Below are 15006 nucleotides of genomic sequence, written 5' to 3'. Positions count from 1 at the left end.
GCTCCATGGTTCCGGCAGCCGGGGGACAGCAAGGTGGAGGTACGACATCGGGAGTGCGGGACAGCGGAGGCGGGCGACGGTGATGGCCATGGAGTACGGGGACGAGTACGGGAGTTGGGGCGAGGAGCGGCGGCGTCGGGTGCCGGCCGGGTTGCGGGCGCCGTTCGAGGCGCGCAGCTGGCGGGAGTTCGGGTACGTGCTGCTGGGGCTGCCGATCGGGATCCTGCTCTTCACGTACGCCATCACGATGGTGTCCGTCGGTGCCGGGCTGCTGATCACGTTCCTCGGGGTGCCGGTGCTGGCGGCGGGGCTGGCCGGGTGCCGGGCGTTCGGCGCGCTGGAGCGGGCGCGGGCGCGCGTGCTGCTCGGGGTGGACGTGGCCGCGCCGGAGCCGCTGCGGATGCGGGGGCGCGGGGCGATGGCGTGGATGGGCGCGGTGCTGCGCAGCGGCTCGTCGTGGCGGCAGCTGTTGTACGCGTTCGTGCAGTTCCCGTGGTCGGTGTTCTCGTTCGTGGTGGCCGTGACCTTCTGGACGTACGGGTGGGCGCTGCTGACGTATCCGCTGTGGTTCTGGGTGTTCCCCGTGTGGGCCGGGCAGGACGGGTTGCAGCTGTACGGGGACGAGACGCACTCCGTGTATCTGGACAACCCGTTCGAGGTGACCGTGACCGCGCTGGTCGGGCTGCTCTTCACGATGGCCACGCCGTGGATCGTGCGGGGTCTGACGATGGTCGACCGGGGCATGGTGGTGACGCTGCTGGGGCCGTCGCGGCTGGGTGCGCGGGTCGTCGAGCTGGAGTCGGACCGGGGGGTCGTGGTCGACACGGCGGCGGCCGATCTGCGGCGGATCGAGCGGGATCTGCACGACGGTGCGCAGGCCCGGCTGGTGGCGCTGGCGATGGATCTGGGGCTGGCGAAGGAGAAGCTGGCGGAGGACCCCCGGGCGGCTGCGGTGATGGTCGACTCGGCGCACGGTGAGGTGAAGACCGCGCTGCAGGAGCTGCGGGATCTGGCGCGGGGGATCCATCCTGCGGTGCTGACCGACCGGGGGCTCGACGCGGCGCTGTCTGCGGTGGCCTCGCGGTGTGCGGCGCCGGTGGTGGTGGAGGTGGACCTGCCGGCGCGGCCGGTGCCGGCGATCGAGGGGATCGCGTACTTCACGGTGTCCGAGCTGCTGCAGAACGTCAGCAAGCATGCGAGGGCGTCTCGGGTGACCGTGGATGTGTGGAAGGTCGAGGACCGGTTGATGTTGCAGGTGATCGATGACGGGGTGGGTGGGGCGGATACGAGGGCCGGGTCCGGGTTGGCGGGGCTTGTCGAGCGGATCGGGGCGGTCGATGGGGTGCTGGTGGTCGACTCGCCGGTCGGGGGCCGACTCGGGTGACGGCGGAGTTGCCCTGGCGGGCGGCCTGAGGGGCCCTGCGGGCGGCTGGGGTGGGGGCGCCTTTCACCGGGGGCGCCCTCTGTTGTGGGTGCCTTGCGTTGTGGGTGCGTTGGTGTTGTGGGTGGGTGCGGGTTCGTGGGGGTTGTTCGCTCAGTTCCCCGCGCCCCTGTGGGGTGGGCGCCTCGGCCTTGGGGGTACGTGCCGGCTCGTGGGGGTTGTTCGCTCAGTTCCCCGCGCCCCTGAGGGGTGGGCGCCTCGGCCTTGGGGGTACGTGCCGGCTCGTCGGGGTATTTCGCGCAGTTCCCCGCGCCCCTCAAAAGATCGCGCAGTTCCCCGCGCCCCTTAAGAGGGCGCGGGTGAGCGTGTTCGGGGTTTGTCGGGACTGAGTGCGCTCGTGCGGTTTTGGGGGGTGGGCGCGACCCTGTTGCACCCCTGTTTCCTTGGCTGTGTGGGGACTGGGCGGCCGGATGCTGGGATGCTGGGGGTGTCGCGGTACGGGGTGCAGTGGGGAACAGGCGTGGAGGACAGGGTGCGGGTGGTCATCGCCGAGGATTCGGTGCTGTTGCGGGAGGGCTCACGCGGCTGCTGACCGACCGGGGCACGACGTCGTCGCGGGGGTCGGGGACGGGAACGCCCTGATCAAGACGATCACCGAGTTCGCGGCGCAGGGCGACCTCCCGGACGTCGTCGTCGCCGATGTGCGGATGCCGCCGACCCATACCGACGAGGGCGTGCGGGCCGCCGTACAGCTGCGGAAGTCGCATCCGGAGCTGGGCGTGCTCGTGCTGTCGCAGTACGTCGAGGAGCGGTACGCCACCGAGCTGCTCGCGGGGTCCAGCCGTGGCGTCGGGTATCTGCTGAAGGACCGGGTCGCCGAGGTCCGGGAGTTCGTCGACGCCGTGGTGCGGGTGGCGCGGGGCGGTACGGCGCTGGACCCGGAGGTGGTCGCGCAGCTGCTCGGGCGGAGCCGGAAGCAGGACGTGCTCGCGGGGCTCACCCCTCGGGAGCGTGAGGTGCTGGGGCTGATGGCGGAGGGGCGGACCAACTCGGCGATCGCCCGGCAGCTGGTCGTCAGCGACGGGGCCGTCGAGAAGCACGTCAGCAACATCTTCCTGAAGCTCGGGCTGTCCCAGAGCGACGGGGACCACCGGCGGGTCCTGGCAGTCCTCACCTATCTGAATTCATGATTATCTGACACCGTGCCAGACGAGGGCTCCCGATTCCTCCTCTTCCGTCGCCCGTCCGGCCTCCGGGTGGACTTCGAGGCTTTCGTCGGCCTCGCCGACGTAGGGTTGGTCCTGGGAGGGCCGTCGGGTCGGCCGTTCCCGGACAGCCGCCTCAAGGGAGGTCCAGTTCAGTGACCAGCCAGGTCAGCAGCCCAGCGGAGCAGGCCGACGAGTCCGCTCTGGGAGAACTGAGGGAACAGCGCAATCCGGCGGGGCCGAAGGACGTCAGGCGACTCGATAGGGTGATCATTCGGTTCGCCGGGGACTCCGGTGACGGTATGCAGCTCACCGGCGACCGCTTCACCTCCGAGACCGCCACCTTCGGCAACGACCTCTCCACCCTGCCGAACTTCCCCGCCGAGATCCGTGCCCCCGCCGGCACCCTGCCGGGCGTCTCCAGCTTCCAGCTGCACTTCGCCGACCACGACATCCTCACCCCGGGTGACGCGCCCAACGTGCTCGTCGCGATGAACCCGGCCGCTCTCAAGGCGAACATCGGGGACGTGCCGCGCGGCGCGGAGATCATCGTCAACACGGACGAGTTCACCAAGCGGGCGATGCAGAAGGTGGGGTACGCGACCAGTCCGCTGGAGGACGGGTCGCTGGACGGGTACAGCCTCCATCCGGTGCCGCTGACCACCCTCACCGTCGAGGCACTCAAGGAGTTCGACCTCAGCCGCAAGGAGGCCGAGCGCAGCAAGAACATGTTCGCGCTCGGCCTGCTGTCCTGGATGTACCACCGGCCGACCGAGGGCACCGAGCGGTTCCTGGCGGCCAAGTTCGCCAAGAAGCCGGAGATCGCGGCCGCCAACCTGGCCGCCTTCCGCGCGGGCTGGAACTTCGGGGAGACCACCGAGGACTTCGCGGTCAGCTACGAGATCGCCCCGGCGACCCATGCCTTCCCGGTGGGGACGTACCGGAACATCTCCGGGAACCTGGCCCTGTCGTACGGGCTGATCGCCGCCTCGCGGCAGGCGGATCTGCCGCTGTACCTGGGCTCGTACCCGATCACGCCGGCCTCGGACATCCTGCACGAGCTGAGCCGGCACAAGAACTTCGGGGTGCGGACCTTCCAGGCGGAGGACGAGATCGCGGGCATCGGGGCCGCGCTGGGGGCCGCCTTCGGGGGTTCTCTCGCGGTCACGACGACCTCCGGGCCCGGTGTGGCGCTGAAGTCGGAGACCATCGGGCTCGCCGTCTCGCTCGAACTGCCGCTGCTCGTCGTCGACATCCAGCGCGGCGGGCCGTCGACCGGGCTGCCGACCAAGACCGAGCAGGCCGATCTGCTCCAGGCCATGTACGGGCGCAACGGCGAGGCCCCGGTGCCGGTGGTCGCGCCGCGCACCCCGGCCGACTGTTTCGACGCGGCCCTCGAGGCGGCCCGGATCGCGCTGACGTACCGCACGCCCGTGTTCCTGCTGTCGGACGGCTACCTGGCCAACGGCAGCGAGCCCTGGCGCATCCCCGAGCTCGACGAACTGCCGGATCTGACCGTGCAGTTCACCCAGGGGCCCAACCACACCCTGGAGGACGGCACCGAGGTCTTCTGGCCGTACAAGCGCGACCCGCAGACCCTCGCCCGGCCGTGGGCCGTGCCGGGTACGCCGGGGCTGGAGCACCGGATCGGCGGCATCGAGAAGCAGGACGGCACGGGCAACATCTCCTACGACCCGGCCAACCACGACTTCATGGTGCGCACCCGGCAGGCGAAGATCGACGGGATCGACGTCCCCGACATCGAGGTCGACGATCCGCACGAGGCGCGCACGCTGGTGCTGGGCTGGGGGTCGACGTACGGGCCGATCACCGCGGCGGTACGGCGGCTGCGGACGGCCGGGGAGTCCATCGCGCAGGCCCATCTGCGCCACCTCAACCCCTTCCCGCGCAACCTCGGCGCGGTGCTGCGGCGTTACGACAAGGTGGTGATCCCCGAGATGAACCTCGGGCAGCTCGCCACGCTCGTACGGGCGAAGTACCTGGTCGACGCCCACTCGTACAACCAGGTGAACGGCATGCCGTTCAAGGCGGAGCAGCTGGCCACGGCTCTCAAGGAGGCCATCGATGGCTGAGAGGTCCACGTCCACGGAGAGCGCCGCGGGCACGGGCGGCACGATCGAGGCGCTCTCCCTCGTGCCCAAGGCCACGGCCCGGCAGTCCATGAAGGACTTCAAATCCGACCAGGAGGTGCGTTGGTGCCCGGGCTGCGGTGACTACGCGATCCTCGCCGCCGTTCAGGGCTTCATGCCCGAACTGGGGCTGGCCCGGGAGAACATCGTCTTCGTCTCGGGCATCGGCTGCTCCTCCCGCTTCCCGTACTACATGGACACGTACGGGATGCACTCCATCCACGGGCGTGCGCCGGCGATCGCGACCGGGCTCGCCACCTCGCGGCGCGACCTGTCCGTCTGGGTGGTGACCGGTGACGGGGACGCGCTGTCGATCGGCGGCAACCATCTGATCCACGCCCTGCGGCGCAATGTGAACCTGAAGATCCTGCTCTTCAACAACCGGATCTACGGTCTGACGAAGGGGCAGTACTCCCCCACCTCGGAGGTCGGCAAGATCACCAAGTCGACGCCGATGGGATCGCTGGACGCGCCCTTCAACCCGGTGTCGCTGGCGATCGGGGCGGAGGCGTCGTTCGTGGCGCGGACGGTGGACTCCGACCGCAAGCACCTGACGGAGGTGCTGCGGCAGGCCGCCGCCCACCCGGGCACGGCGCTCGTGGAGATCTACCAGAACTGCAACATCTTCAACGACGGCGCCTTCGAGGTTCTCAAGGACCGGCAGCAGGCCGAGGAGGCCGTGATCCGGCTGGAGCACGGCCGGCCGATCCGGTTCGGCACGGACGGCGGGCGTGGTGTCGTACGGGACGAGGTCACCGGTGACCTGAAGGTGGTCACCGTGACCCCGGAGAACGAGGCCCGGATCCTGGTCCACGACGCGCACGCGGAGTCGCCCACCACGGCGTTCGCGCTGTCACGGCTGGCCGATCCGGACACCCTGCACCACACGCCGATCGGTGTCCTGCGGTCCGTCGAACGACCCGTCTACGACACGCAGATGGCCGACCAGCTGGACTCCGCCGTCGACCGGTTCGGCAAGGGCGACCTCTCGGCGCTGCTGGCCGGCGGGGACACCTGGACGGTGGTCGGCTGAGCGGCGGCCGACCGGAGAAGACAGAAGACGAACAATGCGGCGAGGCCCGGGGCGGTTCAGCCCCAAGCCTCGCCGTACGTCCGCCCGGCCTCGTCCTACGTCTGCCGGGCCTCGTCGTACGTCCGCCGGGCTTCCTCCACGGCGTCCATGCGGTCCCTCGTCCAGACCGCGAGGGCGCGCACCTGTTCGGCGGCCTCGCGCCCGAGGTCGGTGAGGGAGTAGTCGACGCGGGGCGGGATGACGGGCTTGGCGTCGCGGTGGACGAGGCCGTCGCGCTCCAGGGTCTGGAGGGTCTGGGTGAGCATCTTCTCGCTGACCCGTCCGATGGCCCGGCGCAGCTCGCTGAAGCGGTACGACCGCTCCAGCAGCTCGATCAGGACGAGGACGCCCCAGCGGCTGGTGACGTGCTCCAGGACGAGGCGGTACGGGCACATCCCCTCGGGGCCCATCTCGTACTTGCTCGCGGGCGGCGGCGACACCTTGCTTACGGCCATGCCAGTAGCTTACTTCAAAGTGGGTACTTTCGAAGAGTTAGTGCACCCCCTAGGGTGAGTGTCGCATCCGCCCCCCTGGAGGAGTTCCACCATGAGCATCGTCGTCACCGGAGCCACCGGCCACCTCGGCACGTTCGTCATCGAGGGCCTGCTGGAGAAGGTACCGGCCGAACAGATCACGGCCGTCGTCCGCAGCGAGGAGAAGGCCGCCGGGTTCGCGGCGCGCGGCGTGAAGATCGCCGTCGCCGACTACAGCGCCCCCGAGACCTTCGACGGTGTCCTCGCCGCCGGCGACAAGGTGCTGCTGATCTCCGGCAGCGAGATCGGCGCCGACCGGGTGGGCCAGCACAAGGTCGTGATCGACGCCGCCAAGGCCGCGGGCGTGGCGCTCCTCGCGTACACCAGCGCGCCGGGCAGCCTGACGGCCGCGCTCGCGGACGACCACCGGGGCACGGAGGAGGTGCTGCTCGCGTCCGGGCTGCCGTACACCCTGCTGCGCAACGGCTGGTACCACGAGAACTACACCGAGCAGCTCGCGCCGGTGCTGGAGTACAACGCCGTCACCCACGCCGCCGGTGAGGGCCGGGTCTCCTCCGCGGCCCGCGCGGACTACGCGGCCGCCGCCGTCGCCGTGCTGACCGGCGAGGGCCACGAGAACCAGACGTACGAGCTGGGCGGCGACACCGCGTGGAGCTTCGGCGAGTACGCGGCCGAGCTGAGCGCGCAGACCGGCAAGGAGATAGCGAACAACCCGGTCCCCGTCGAGGTGCTCACCGGCATCCTGACCGGCGTCGGACTCCCCCCGTTCCTCGCCGAGATCCTCGCGGGCGTCGACGCGTGCGTCGCCAAGGGTGAGCTGGTCGTCTCCTCCGGCGACCTCTCCCGACTCATCGGCCGCCCGACCACGCCGATCGCCGAGTCGATCGCGGCGGCGCTGAAGGCGTGACCGGACGGGACTGAGCACCTCGGTCCCGGAGTCGAGCCGTCGCGCCGCCCCCGGGACCGAGCCACCCTCCGCCGACCCCGAGGCCGAGCCACCCTCCGCCACCCCGGGGCCGAGCCACCCTCCGCCGACCCCGGGGCCGAGCCACCCTCCGCCGACCCCGGGGCCGAGCCACCCTCCGCCACCCCGGGGCCGAGCCACCCTCCGCCACCCGGGGCCGAGCCGCCTTCCGGCGCTGGGACTGAGCCGCCTCGGCTCTTGGGGCCGCGCCGGCTCTGGGGCTGAGCGCCCCGGCTTGGCGTCCATATCCTCAGGGAGGCGCCCCAAACACCTCTGGCCTGTACCCCGCACTCCCGGTGCCGCGCCGGGCTTCCCCGGGCCCCGTGGCAGCACCCCGACCCACCTTGCGCCGCACCTCCCGACGGACGCCCGAAGACCCCGGTCGGCACCCCGCCCCGGCCGACGCATGGAGCAACCCTCAGGTCGGCGCCCCGGACTCCCCTCTGCCCCACCCCGGCTGTCATGACCGTATGCCGATACGGGCATGACAGGCGGGGGTGCTCGGCGTTACCTTCGGGAGGGTCGAGGGGTCGGGGTCGCGGCGGTGCGGCCGGGCGAGGAGGAGGGGCCGTGGCGGCGCAGTCGAGGGGCGAACACCGGATAGGGCTGCTGAACGGCTTCGCGGCGTACGGGATGTGGGGGCTCGTCCCCCTCTTCTGGCCCCTGCTGAAGCCCTCCGGCGCGGTGGAGATCCTCGCCCACCGCATGGTCTGGTCCCTCGCGGTCGTCGCGGTCCTGCTGCTGGTGCTGCGCCGCTGGTCCTGGGCCGGTGAGCTGCTGCGACAGCCGCGCAGGCTCGCCCTGATCACCGTCGCGGCGTCGGTGATCACCGTGAACTGGGGCGTGTACATCTGGGCCGTCAACACCCACCAGGTGGTCGAGGCCTCCCTCGGGTACTTCATCAACCCGCTCGTCACCATCGCCATCGGCGTCCTGCTGCTGAAGGAACGGCTGCGGCCCGTCCAGTGGACGGCGGTCGGCGTCGGCTTCGCGGCCGTCCTCGTCCTCACGATCGGCTACGGACGGCCGCCGTGGATCTCCCTCTGCCTCGCCTTCTCCTTCGCCACGTACGGACTGGTGAAGAAGAAGGTCAACCTGGGCGGCGTGGAGTCGCTCGCCGCCGAGACCGTGATCCAGTTCCTGCCCGCCCTGGCCTATCTGCTGTGGCTGGGTTCGCGCGGGGACGCCACCTTCGGCTCCGAGGGGACCGCGCACGCGCTGCTGCTCGCCGCGACGGGGCTGGTGACCGCCCTGCCGCTGGTCTGCTTCGGCGCGGCCGCGATCCGGGTGCCGCTGTCCACGCTGGGGCTGCTGCAGTATCTGGCGCCGGTGTTCCAGTTCCTGCTGGGTGTCCTGTACTTCGGAGAGGCCATGCCACCCGAGCGGTGGGCGGGCTTCGCGCTGGTGTGGCTGGCGCTGTCCCTGCTGACGTGGGACGCGCTGCGGACGGCGCGGGTGGCGCGCAAGCGGCTGGAGGAACTGAGCGTCGTCGTGGGCCCCGTCGAGGCGCGAACCCCGCTGGCCAAATAGCACCCTTGACGGAGAGTCAGTCCCGCCCGCACCATCCAGGCACCTCATTCACCGGGTTCGCCATGGACACATCAATAGTGTCGTCCGGGGCGGACCCATGGAATTCGGAGCCCCCCACCATGCAGCTCTCTGTTCCAGTCACGGGCCGCACCGCCGTCGCCGCCGCCGTCACGGTGGCCACACTGTTCACCACCGGTTCCATAGCGGGGGCGGCCCCCGCCCCCGACCGTGCGACCGCCGCTCCGGCCGCGACGATCGCCGCGGCGCCCGACCTGCCCGTGGCCAACGTCAAGGCCCACCTGACCCAGTTCCAGTCCATCGCCGCCGCCAACGGCGGCAACAGAGCCCACGGCCGCGCCGGCTACCTCGCGTCGCTCAACTACGTGAAGGGCAAGCTCGACGCGGTCGGCTTCACCACGACCGTGCAGTCCTTCACGTCCGGCGGACGCACCGGCTACAACCTGATCGCGGACTGGCCGGGCGGCGACACGAACCAGGTTGTCATGGCCGGTTCACACCTGGACAGTGTCTCCTCGGGCGCGGGCATCAACGACAACGGCAGCGGGTCCGCAGCCGTGCTGGAGGCCGCGCTGACCGTGGCCCGCACCGGCTACCAGCCCACGAAGCACCTCCGGTTCGCCTGGTGGGGCGCCGAGGAGCTGGGTCTCGTCGGGTCCCGCTACTACGTCAACAACCTCTCCTCCGCGAACCGCGCCCGCATCAGCGGCTACCTCAACTTCGACATGATCGGCTCGCCGAACCCCGGGTACTTCGTCTACGACGACAACCCCGTCATCGAGCAGACCTTCAAGGACTACTTCGCGGGCATCGGCGTCCCGACCGAGATCGAGACCGAGGGCGACGGCCGCTCCGACCACGCGCCGTTCAAGAGCGCCGGCGTTCCCGTCGGCGGGCTCTTCACGGGGGCGAGCCGGACGAAGACCGCCGCACAGGTCGCCAAGTGGGGCGGTACGTCCGGCCAGGCCTTCGACCGCTGCTACCACTCGTCCTGCGACACCACGGCCAACATCAACGACACGGCGCTCGACCGGAACGGGGACGCGCTGGCGTACGCGGTGTGGGAGCTGTCGGAGTGAGGCACCCGGCGCGGGGCGTTCCGGGTGGTGACGCCCGGTAGGTAGGCCCGGGGGGTTGTCGTTCCGGGGTCGGCCGGCGGTGGGGAGCGCCGCGGTCGGCCCCGTTTGTGTGCGTGGGGCGTAGGAGAGCGGATGGCGGGTCAGAGTGACCGGCGGTGGGTGGGAGCGGGGTGGGGGTCGACGGGGGGTCACGGCTGAGGCGGGACGCGACCGCGGTGGGCATGCCGTGGTGGGCGAGATCGGCGGCCACGGCGGAGCGCGCCCGAGCCGGGCCAGTTGGCTGGTGCGCCGCTCGGGGTGAGCGCTCCGACGTCGACGCTCAGCGCGGCCCGGACGGCTCCGGGTGCGTCGGGATGGGCGGCGCCCTTCGCGGGGTGCGGGAGGGTCGAGACCGGCGGAGCGCAGGGCAGCGGCGCGGGCGCTCAGGGGCGAGCGCTTGGGGCGCGGGCGTACGGCGGTGAGGGGTGCCGGGCGCGCGGTGGGCACCGGGGCTCCGGGGGTGCCGTGCTGGGTGGGCGGTGCTTGGGTCGACCGGTCGAGGGTGCGCCAACTCAGGGTGCCGGTCAGCTCGTTGACGGTCACCTCGACCCGGGGACGGAGGGTGGGGCGGTGTTCGGGGGCGCCGCGGAGGAGGAGTCGCGGGCCGCTCGGGAAAGGTCGGTGGGGCGGCCGGGTGCGGGGTGGGCCGGTCGGGTCTGCCGGTGGGGCGCTCGGGTCCAGAGGTGTGGCCGTCGGGGTTGTCGGTGGGCGGTGAGGTGGGCCGTCGAGTGCGTGGCCGGGGAGGCGGCGGTGGCTTCGGGTGGGGTCACTGGCCATGGGCGTAGGGGGCGGAGTCGAGGGCGCGGGCCCGGTCGGTGAGGCGGGTCATGCGGGTGCGGGCCTTCTCCAGCTGCTCCAGGTCGTCGGCCGCGGGGCCGGCGTCCGCGGCGAGGTCGGTCCAGACGGCGATCAGGTCGCGGCCCAGGTGCAGCCCCTGGAGCGGGTCGCGGACCGCGCGCCAGGCGGCCGCCGCGCTCTGGATGTTGCCGTACGCGGCCCGCTGGTCGCGCATGCGGTGGCGGAGACCTGCGAGATCGAGCGACAGATGGAACGAACGAAGGGCGTCACCGGCCAAGTAGGCGATGTAGGCGGTGAGTTCGCGGAGCTTCAGGACCTCGGGGTGCTGGGGGCCCAGCGCCACCGTCGCTTGTGCGACCGTCTGCTCGGCCATCTCCGCGGCTTCCTGGATGCGGCCCAGCTTCACGGCCTCGTTGATGCGCGAGACGGCCTCCGCGAACGGTGACGGGGTGCCGCCGTCCTCCTCCGGGTCCAGCACCGCCTCGGCCACCGCGTCGAACTCCCGTACCGGCGCGGGTTTCGGCGCGTCGTCCTCCTCCAGCACCTTCCACTCGGGGGCGGAGTAGGCGTCGGACGCGGACTCCTCCACAGGGGCCGGCGTGGAGAGGGGTGCGAGTTCCGGGGTGGGCGTGGTGGGGGCGGCGTCTGGAGCGGCATCGGGGCCGGAGTCGGAGTGGGGGCCAGGGCTGGGGCTCCAGCGAGACGGGCCCGGACTCCGGGCGGGCCCCGAGGACGGGATGTGCGCCACTCCGGGACGTGCGGGTGCGTCGATGCCGGGACGTGCGGGTGCGCCGGCCCGGGTGGGGACGTCGGCCGGGGCCGCGGGCCACGGCTGCGGGTCCAGGGAGGCCGGGGCCGTGAGCGGGCCGAACTCGCCGGTCGGGGGTGAGACCGTGCCGACGGCCGGAGCGGGGTCCTGGGCGGGCTCGGGAGCCGAGGTTCGGGCGTCCGGGGCCACCGGGACGCCGGGGAGGGTGAGGGGCAGGTTCGGGGTGCGCGGCGGCTGCGCCAAGGGGCCCTCCGTCGGTTCCGGCACCGCGCGCAGCACGAACGTCGACGGAACGACCCCGCCCGACGCCTGCTGCGACGCGTCGCCCTGCGCGCCCTGCTTCTCCTTCGCCGCCGTGAGCGGCATCGTCCGCGGCTCGCGCTTCACGGGCGGCGCCGACTCGGAGGGGCGGGTGCGGCCGACTTGCGGTCGGGGGCGTGCGCGGGTTCGGAGGCGTGCGCGGGTGCGGGTGCGAGGGCCTACGGGGCGTGCGCGGGTTCCGCCGGGGGCGCGGGCTTCGCCGCCGTCAGAGGAAGGGTGCTCGGCTCCCGCTTCGGGCGCTCGGGCTGGGGTGTGGGGGTGAGCGGCTCCGCCGTGGGCGCCGGTTCGCTCGCCGCCAACCGCATCGTGCTGGGCTCCCGCCTCGGCTGCCCCTGCGGGTGCGACTGCGACTCCGGCCGCGCGTCCGGCCGTACATCCGCCTGGACGGACGGCTGCGGCTGCGGCTGCGGCTGCGGCTGCGGCTGCGGGCGATGCTCGGGGGCGCCGGTGCCTCCGAGCTCGCCTGCGGCTGCCACGGCTGCTGGGCCTCGGCCTGGGGCGGGACCTGGGCAGGGGCCTGCGCGACCGACTGCCAGTTCGGGTCCTGGTGAGGGTGTGGCGCGGAGGGGTCTGCGGGGTGTGCGGAACGCCCTGCTCGGCCGGGAGTCCGCCCGTGGCCGCCGACTCCGGAACCGCGCGCAGGACATGCGTCGACCTGTCGCGGCGCGGGACCGGGGACGGGGCCGGTGCCGACGCCGGGGCCGGGGCCGAGGTGGGCGGTTCCGGGCTGTCCCGCTCCCCGTCCGCGCCACGAACCCCTGCGGCTCGCCCACCCGTACCGGCTCGCCGGCGTAGTGGCTGGAGCCGTCGACGTGGATCTGCAGCGGGACGACATAGCCGATGCGTTCGTCGTGGACCGTGGCGAGGACGGGGTGACCGGTGGCCAGGGCCAGCCGGTGGAGGTAGTCGAGGGCTGCGCTCTGGAGGGATTCCCCGGCGGCCGGCGGCACCGGCATGCCGCCGACCGTCGCACCGGCCTCGGCCGAGACCCGTACGTCGATCGGGGTGAGCCCGGCCGGCACGCGTCCCGCGCGCTTGAGTTCCCGCTTCTGTTCGCGGCTGAGTCGAGTCATCGTTCCCTCACTCGGGTCGGGCAGAAGGAGAAGGAGAAAGAGGAGTTGCGGGGTTGGCGGTTGCGGCCGACGTGGACGGGTCCGGTGTCGGTATCGCTGCCTCCACCGTACGCACCTCGTCCACCCGCCACGGCTCGCCCTTGCCCGAGCGCACCAGCTTCACGTACACCGTGGCCTGAGGGCCGGTTCCCGTCCAGCCGTCGCGGCCGTGTGCGGTGCCGTCGACGAAGAGGGCGCGGTAGGCGTCCCTGGCCGAGTCGGAGGGCGCGTCCCCGTCGTCGTCCGGTTCCACCTCGACCGTGGTCCACGCCTGGTGCGCGGCCCAGGAGTTCCACTGTTCGCCGGCGCCGCTCGCGGGACGGTACGAGCGCTCGGCCTTCGCCTTGGCGGCGGTGAACCAGCGCGCGGAGCGCAGTACGGCGTCGTGCGGGCCGGTGTCGTACTTGGTGTCGTGGCCGTACGCGACCTCGGTCCAGGCCTCGGCGACGGCGGTCGCGTCCGTCTCGTCGACGCCGGTGGGCTTCGGGACGTGGGCGTCCGGGCCGAGTGACCTCCCCGAAGGGAGGGGGGCCTTGGGGGTGAAGGGCGGTTCGGACGTGGCCGTGGAGCCGCCCGCCGTCTCGCGGTGGTCCTCCAGACCGCAGGCGGTGAGGACCGCGACGCCGGTCACGGTCGCGAGCACCATCACGCCCGCCCGACGGACGACCCCGCCGGAGCGGCCGGACCCGCGCGCGGCCCGTTCCTCGCGCCCACCGCGCGCATCACGCATCACGTTCACCCTGGTTCCCCTCCTCACCTCAGTGTCCTGCCCCGTCGAACCCGTCGAACCCGTCGAACCCGTCGAACCCGTCGCACCCGTCGCACCCGTCGTCATCCTCACTACAGCCCCAGCCACGGCGCCGGATTCACGTACGCCCCGTTCTGCTGCACCTCGAAGTGGAGGTGGGCGCCGGTCGAGTAGCCGGTCGAGCCGACCAGGCCGACGCGTTGGCCGACCTTGACCTTGTCGCCGACGCCGACGCTGAGGCCGGACAGCATGTGGTTGTAGGTGGTGGAGATGGTGTCGCCGTTGATGGTTCCGTGGGAGATGACGACACGGTTGCCGTAGCCGTTGCTCCAGCCGGCGAAGGTCACCTCGCCGTCGCGGGCGGCGAGCACGGGCGTGCCGGACGCCGCGCCGAAGTCGATGCCCGTGTGCAGTTTGCGGACCCCGAGCGTGGGGTGCATGCGCCAGCCGTACGGCGAGGTCACGGGCGGGTTGCCGGAGAGCGGCATCGCCATCTCCCGGCCGGCCGGGAGCTTGCCCGGCGGGTCGTCGACCGACTCGTACTTGGAGATCAGGGACTTGATGCGGGCGACGTAGTTCTGGGTCTCGGTGTAGGGCGGGATGCCGCCGTACTTCTGCACCGCGCCCGGACCGGCGTTGTACGCGGCGAGCGCCAGGTCGAGGGTTTCGCCGGTCGCCTGGCCGCGGTCCTTGTAGCCCTGGACCTGCTTGGCGAGGGCGCAGTCGTAGCGGCCCTGGGCCATGATCGCGTCGCCGGGGTCGTACGGGGAGACACGGCCGTTGCCGTCGTCGTCCTTGCCCCAGCTCGGCCAGGTGCCGGGCATGAACTGGCTCAACCCCTCGGCGCCGACCGGGGACTTGGCGTTCGGGTTCCAGCCCGACTCGGCCTCGATCTGCGCGGCGATCACCGCGGGCTTGATGACGTCGCACATGGCGCCCGCCTTGAGCACCCACGGCACGTACTCGGCCGGTACCTGGCCCGACTTGAGTCCTCCCCCGACACCCTGCTCCTCGGCCTCGGCTTCGCCGCCGCCGCTCACCGCGACCATCATGACCACCGGCATCAGCACGGCCGCCACGCAGCCGCCGACGACCCAGGTCGTGACGGACCCTCCCCCGTTGGACATCTGCTCCCCTCAGCGTCGAAGTGGCGGGACGGGATGGGACGGGATGGGACGAGATGCGGTGACGCGGTTCCGTCATGCTCCTCGTGACGTCGTTCCGTCATGCATCCGGACTTCGTTCCGTCATGTTCCTGCCACTTGGGTCCAGTCAGACGAGTCTCTCCGCTCACCCCCGCTCCGCGCGTCACCGGTGCGTCACAGG

Annotated in this window: 10 protein-coding genes and 2 pseudogenes; 7 read left to right on the top strand and 5 right to left on the bottom strand. The window is 72.1% G+C overall.

Features of this window, described 5'->3' with window-relative positions; translation table 11 throughout:
* Window positions 1–82 precede the first annotated feature (82 nt).
* The 4 genes and pseudogenes from E4N62_RS29675 (at window position 83) to E4N62_RS29660 (ending at window position 5769) form a co-directional block, all read left to right on the top strand.
* A pseudogene (locus tag E4N62_RS29675) lies at window positions 83–1413 on the top strand (sensor histidine kinase).
* 446 nt (window positions 1414–1859) lie between these two features.
* Window positions 1860–2571: pseudogene (locus tag E4N62_RS29670) on the top strand (LuxR C-terminal-related transcriptional regulator).
* 170 nt (window positions 2572–2741) lie between these two features.
* A complete protein-coding gene (locus E4N62_RS29665) occupies window positions 2742–4679 on the top strand; it encodes a 2-oxoacid:acceptor oxidoreductase subunit alpha (RefSeq protein WP_184904732.1) in 1938 nt (645 codons plus the stop codon).
* On the top strand, window positions 4672–5769 hold the full coding sequence (locus tag E4N62_RS29660; RefSeq protein ID WP_230219514.1) for a 2-oxoacid:ferredoxin oxidoreductase subunit beta: 1098 nt from the start codon (window positions 4672–4674) through the stop codon (window positions 5767–5769). Before E4N62_RS29665 ends, E4N62_RS29660 begins: the two co-directional genes overlap by 8 nt.
* A 95-nt stretch (window positions 5770–5864) precedes the next feature.
* Here the strand turns inward: E4N62_RS29660 and E4N62_RS29655 are convergent, their stop codons facing one another.
* Window positions 5865–6263 carry a helix-turn-helix domain-containing protein gene (locus tag E4N62_RS29655; protein WP_230219512.1) on the bottom strand — a complete coding sequence of 133 codons (399 nt, stop codon included), beginning with the start codon at window positions 6261–6263 and terminating at the stop codon, window positions 5865–5867.
* Window positions 6264–6354: 91 nt separating this feature from the next.
* On the opposite strand from E4N62_RS29655, the gene E4N62_RS29650 reads away from it, so the two are divergent.
* From E4N62_RS29650 to E4N62_RS29640, 3 genes are all read left to right on the top strand, one after another.
* Complete coding sequence (locus E4N62_RS29650) at window positions 6355–7209, top strand: SDR family oxidoreductase (protein ID WP_230219510.1); 855 nt, start codon at window positions 6355–6357, stop codon at window positions 7207–7209.
* A 627-nt stretch (window positions 7210–7836) separates the two neighbouring features.
* Window positions 7837–8796 (top strand): EamA family transporter RarD, encoded by a 960-nt coding sequence (gene rarD / locus E4N62_RS29645; RefSeq protein ID WP_230219508.1) that lies wholly within the window; start codon window positions 7837–7839, stop codon window positions 8794–8796.
* Window positions 8797–8915: 119 nt separating this feature from the next.
* A complete protein-coding gene (locus tag E4N62_RS29640; RefSeq protein ID WP_230219507.1) occupies window positions 8916–9893 on the top strand; it encodes a M28 family metallopeptidase in 978 nt (325 codons plus the stop codon).
* Window positions 9894–10698: 805 nt separating this feature from the next.
* Here E4N62_RS29640 and E4N62_RS29635 read toward each other — a convergent pair.
* From E4N62_RS29635 to E4N62_RS29620, 4 genes are all read right to left on the bottom strand, one after another.
* Window positions 10699–11886 carry a tetratricopeptide repeat protein gene (locus E4N62_RS29635; RefSeq protein WP_230219506.1) on the bottom strand — a complete coding sequence of 396 codons (1188 nt, stop codon included), beginning with the start codon at window positions 11884–11886 and terminating at the stop codon, window positions 10699–10701.
* Between the two features lie 92 nt (window positions 11887–11978).
* Entirely contained in the window at window positions 11979–12893 is a 915-nt protein-coding gene (locus tag E4N62_RS29630; protein WP_230219505.1) for a hypothetical protein, read from the bottom strand.
* A gap of 7 nt (window positions 12894–12900) precedes the next feature.
* On the bottom strand, window positions 12901–13662 hold the full coding sequence (locus tag E4N62_RS29625) for a hypothetical protein (RefSeq protein ID WP_230219504.1): 762 nt from the start codon (window positions 13660–13662) through the stop codon (window positions 12901–12903).
* A 110-nt stretch (window positions 13663–13772) separates the two neighbouring features.
* Window positions 13773–14807 carry a peptidoglycan DD-metalloendopeptidase family protein gene (locus E4N62_RS29620; protein ID WP_230219503.1) on the bottom strand — a complete coding sequence of 345 codons (1035 nt, stop codon included), beginning with the start codon at window positions 14805–14807 and terminating at the stop codon, window positions 13773–13775.
* Between the last annotated feature and the right edge of the window lie 199 nt (window positions 14808–15006).

The organism is Streptomyces sp. MNU76, assembly GCF_020982545.1.
Taxonomy (GTDB): Bacteria; Actinomycetota; Actinomycetes; order Streptomycetales; family Streptomycetaceae; genus Streptomyces.
Note: the sequence above shows the minus strand (reverse complement) of the source record. Positions and strands in the feature narration are given on the sequence as shown.

Coding starts and splice junctions, on each gene's coding strand:
- E4N62_RS29630 (WP_230219505.1), bottom strand. CDS start 12,893: ATGACTCGACTCAGCCGCGAACAGAAGCGGGAACTCAAGCGCGCGGGA.
- E4N62_RS29625 (WP_230219504.1), bottom strand. CDS start 13,662: ATGCGTGATGCGCGCGGTGGGCGCGAGGAACGGGCCGCGCGCGGGTCC.
- E4N62_RS29660 (WP_230219514.1), top strand. CDS start 4,672: ATGGCTGAGAGGTCCACGTCCACGGAGAGCGCCGCGGGCACGGGCGGC.
- E4N62_RS29640 (WP_230219507.1), top strand. CDS start 8,916: ATGCAGCTCTCTGTTCCAGTCACGGGCCGCACCGCCGTCGCCGCCGCC.
- E4N62_RS29655 (WP_230219512.1), bottom strand. CDS start 6,263: ATGGCCGTAAGCAAGGTGTCGCCGCCGCCCGCGAGCAAGTACGAGATG.
- E4N62_RS29650 (WP_230219510.1), top strand. CDS start 6,355: ATGAGCATCGTCGTCACCGGAGCCACCGGCCACCTCGGCACGTTCGTC.
- E4N62_RS29620 (WP_230219503.1), bottom strand. CDS start 14,807: ATGTCCAACGGGGGAGGGTCCGTCACGACCTGGGTCGTCGGCGGCTGC.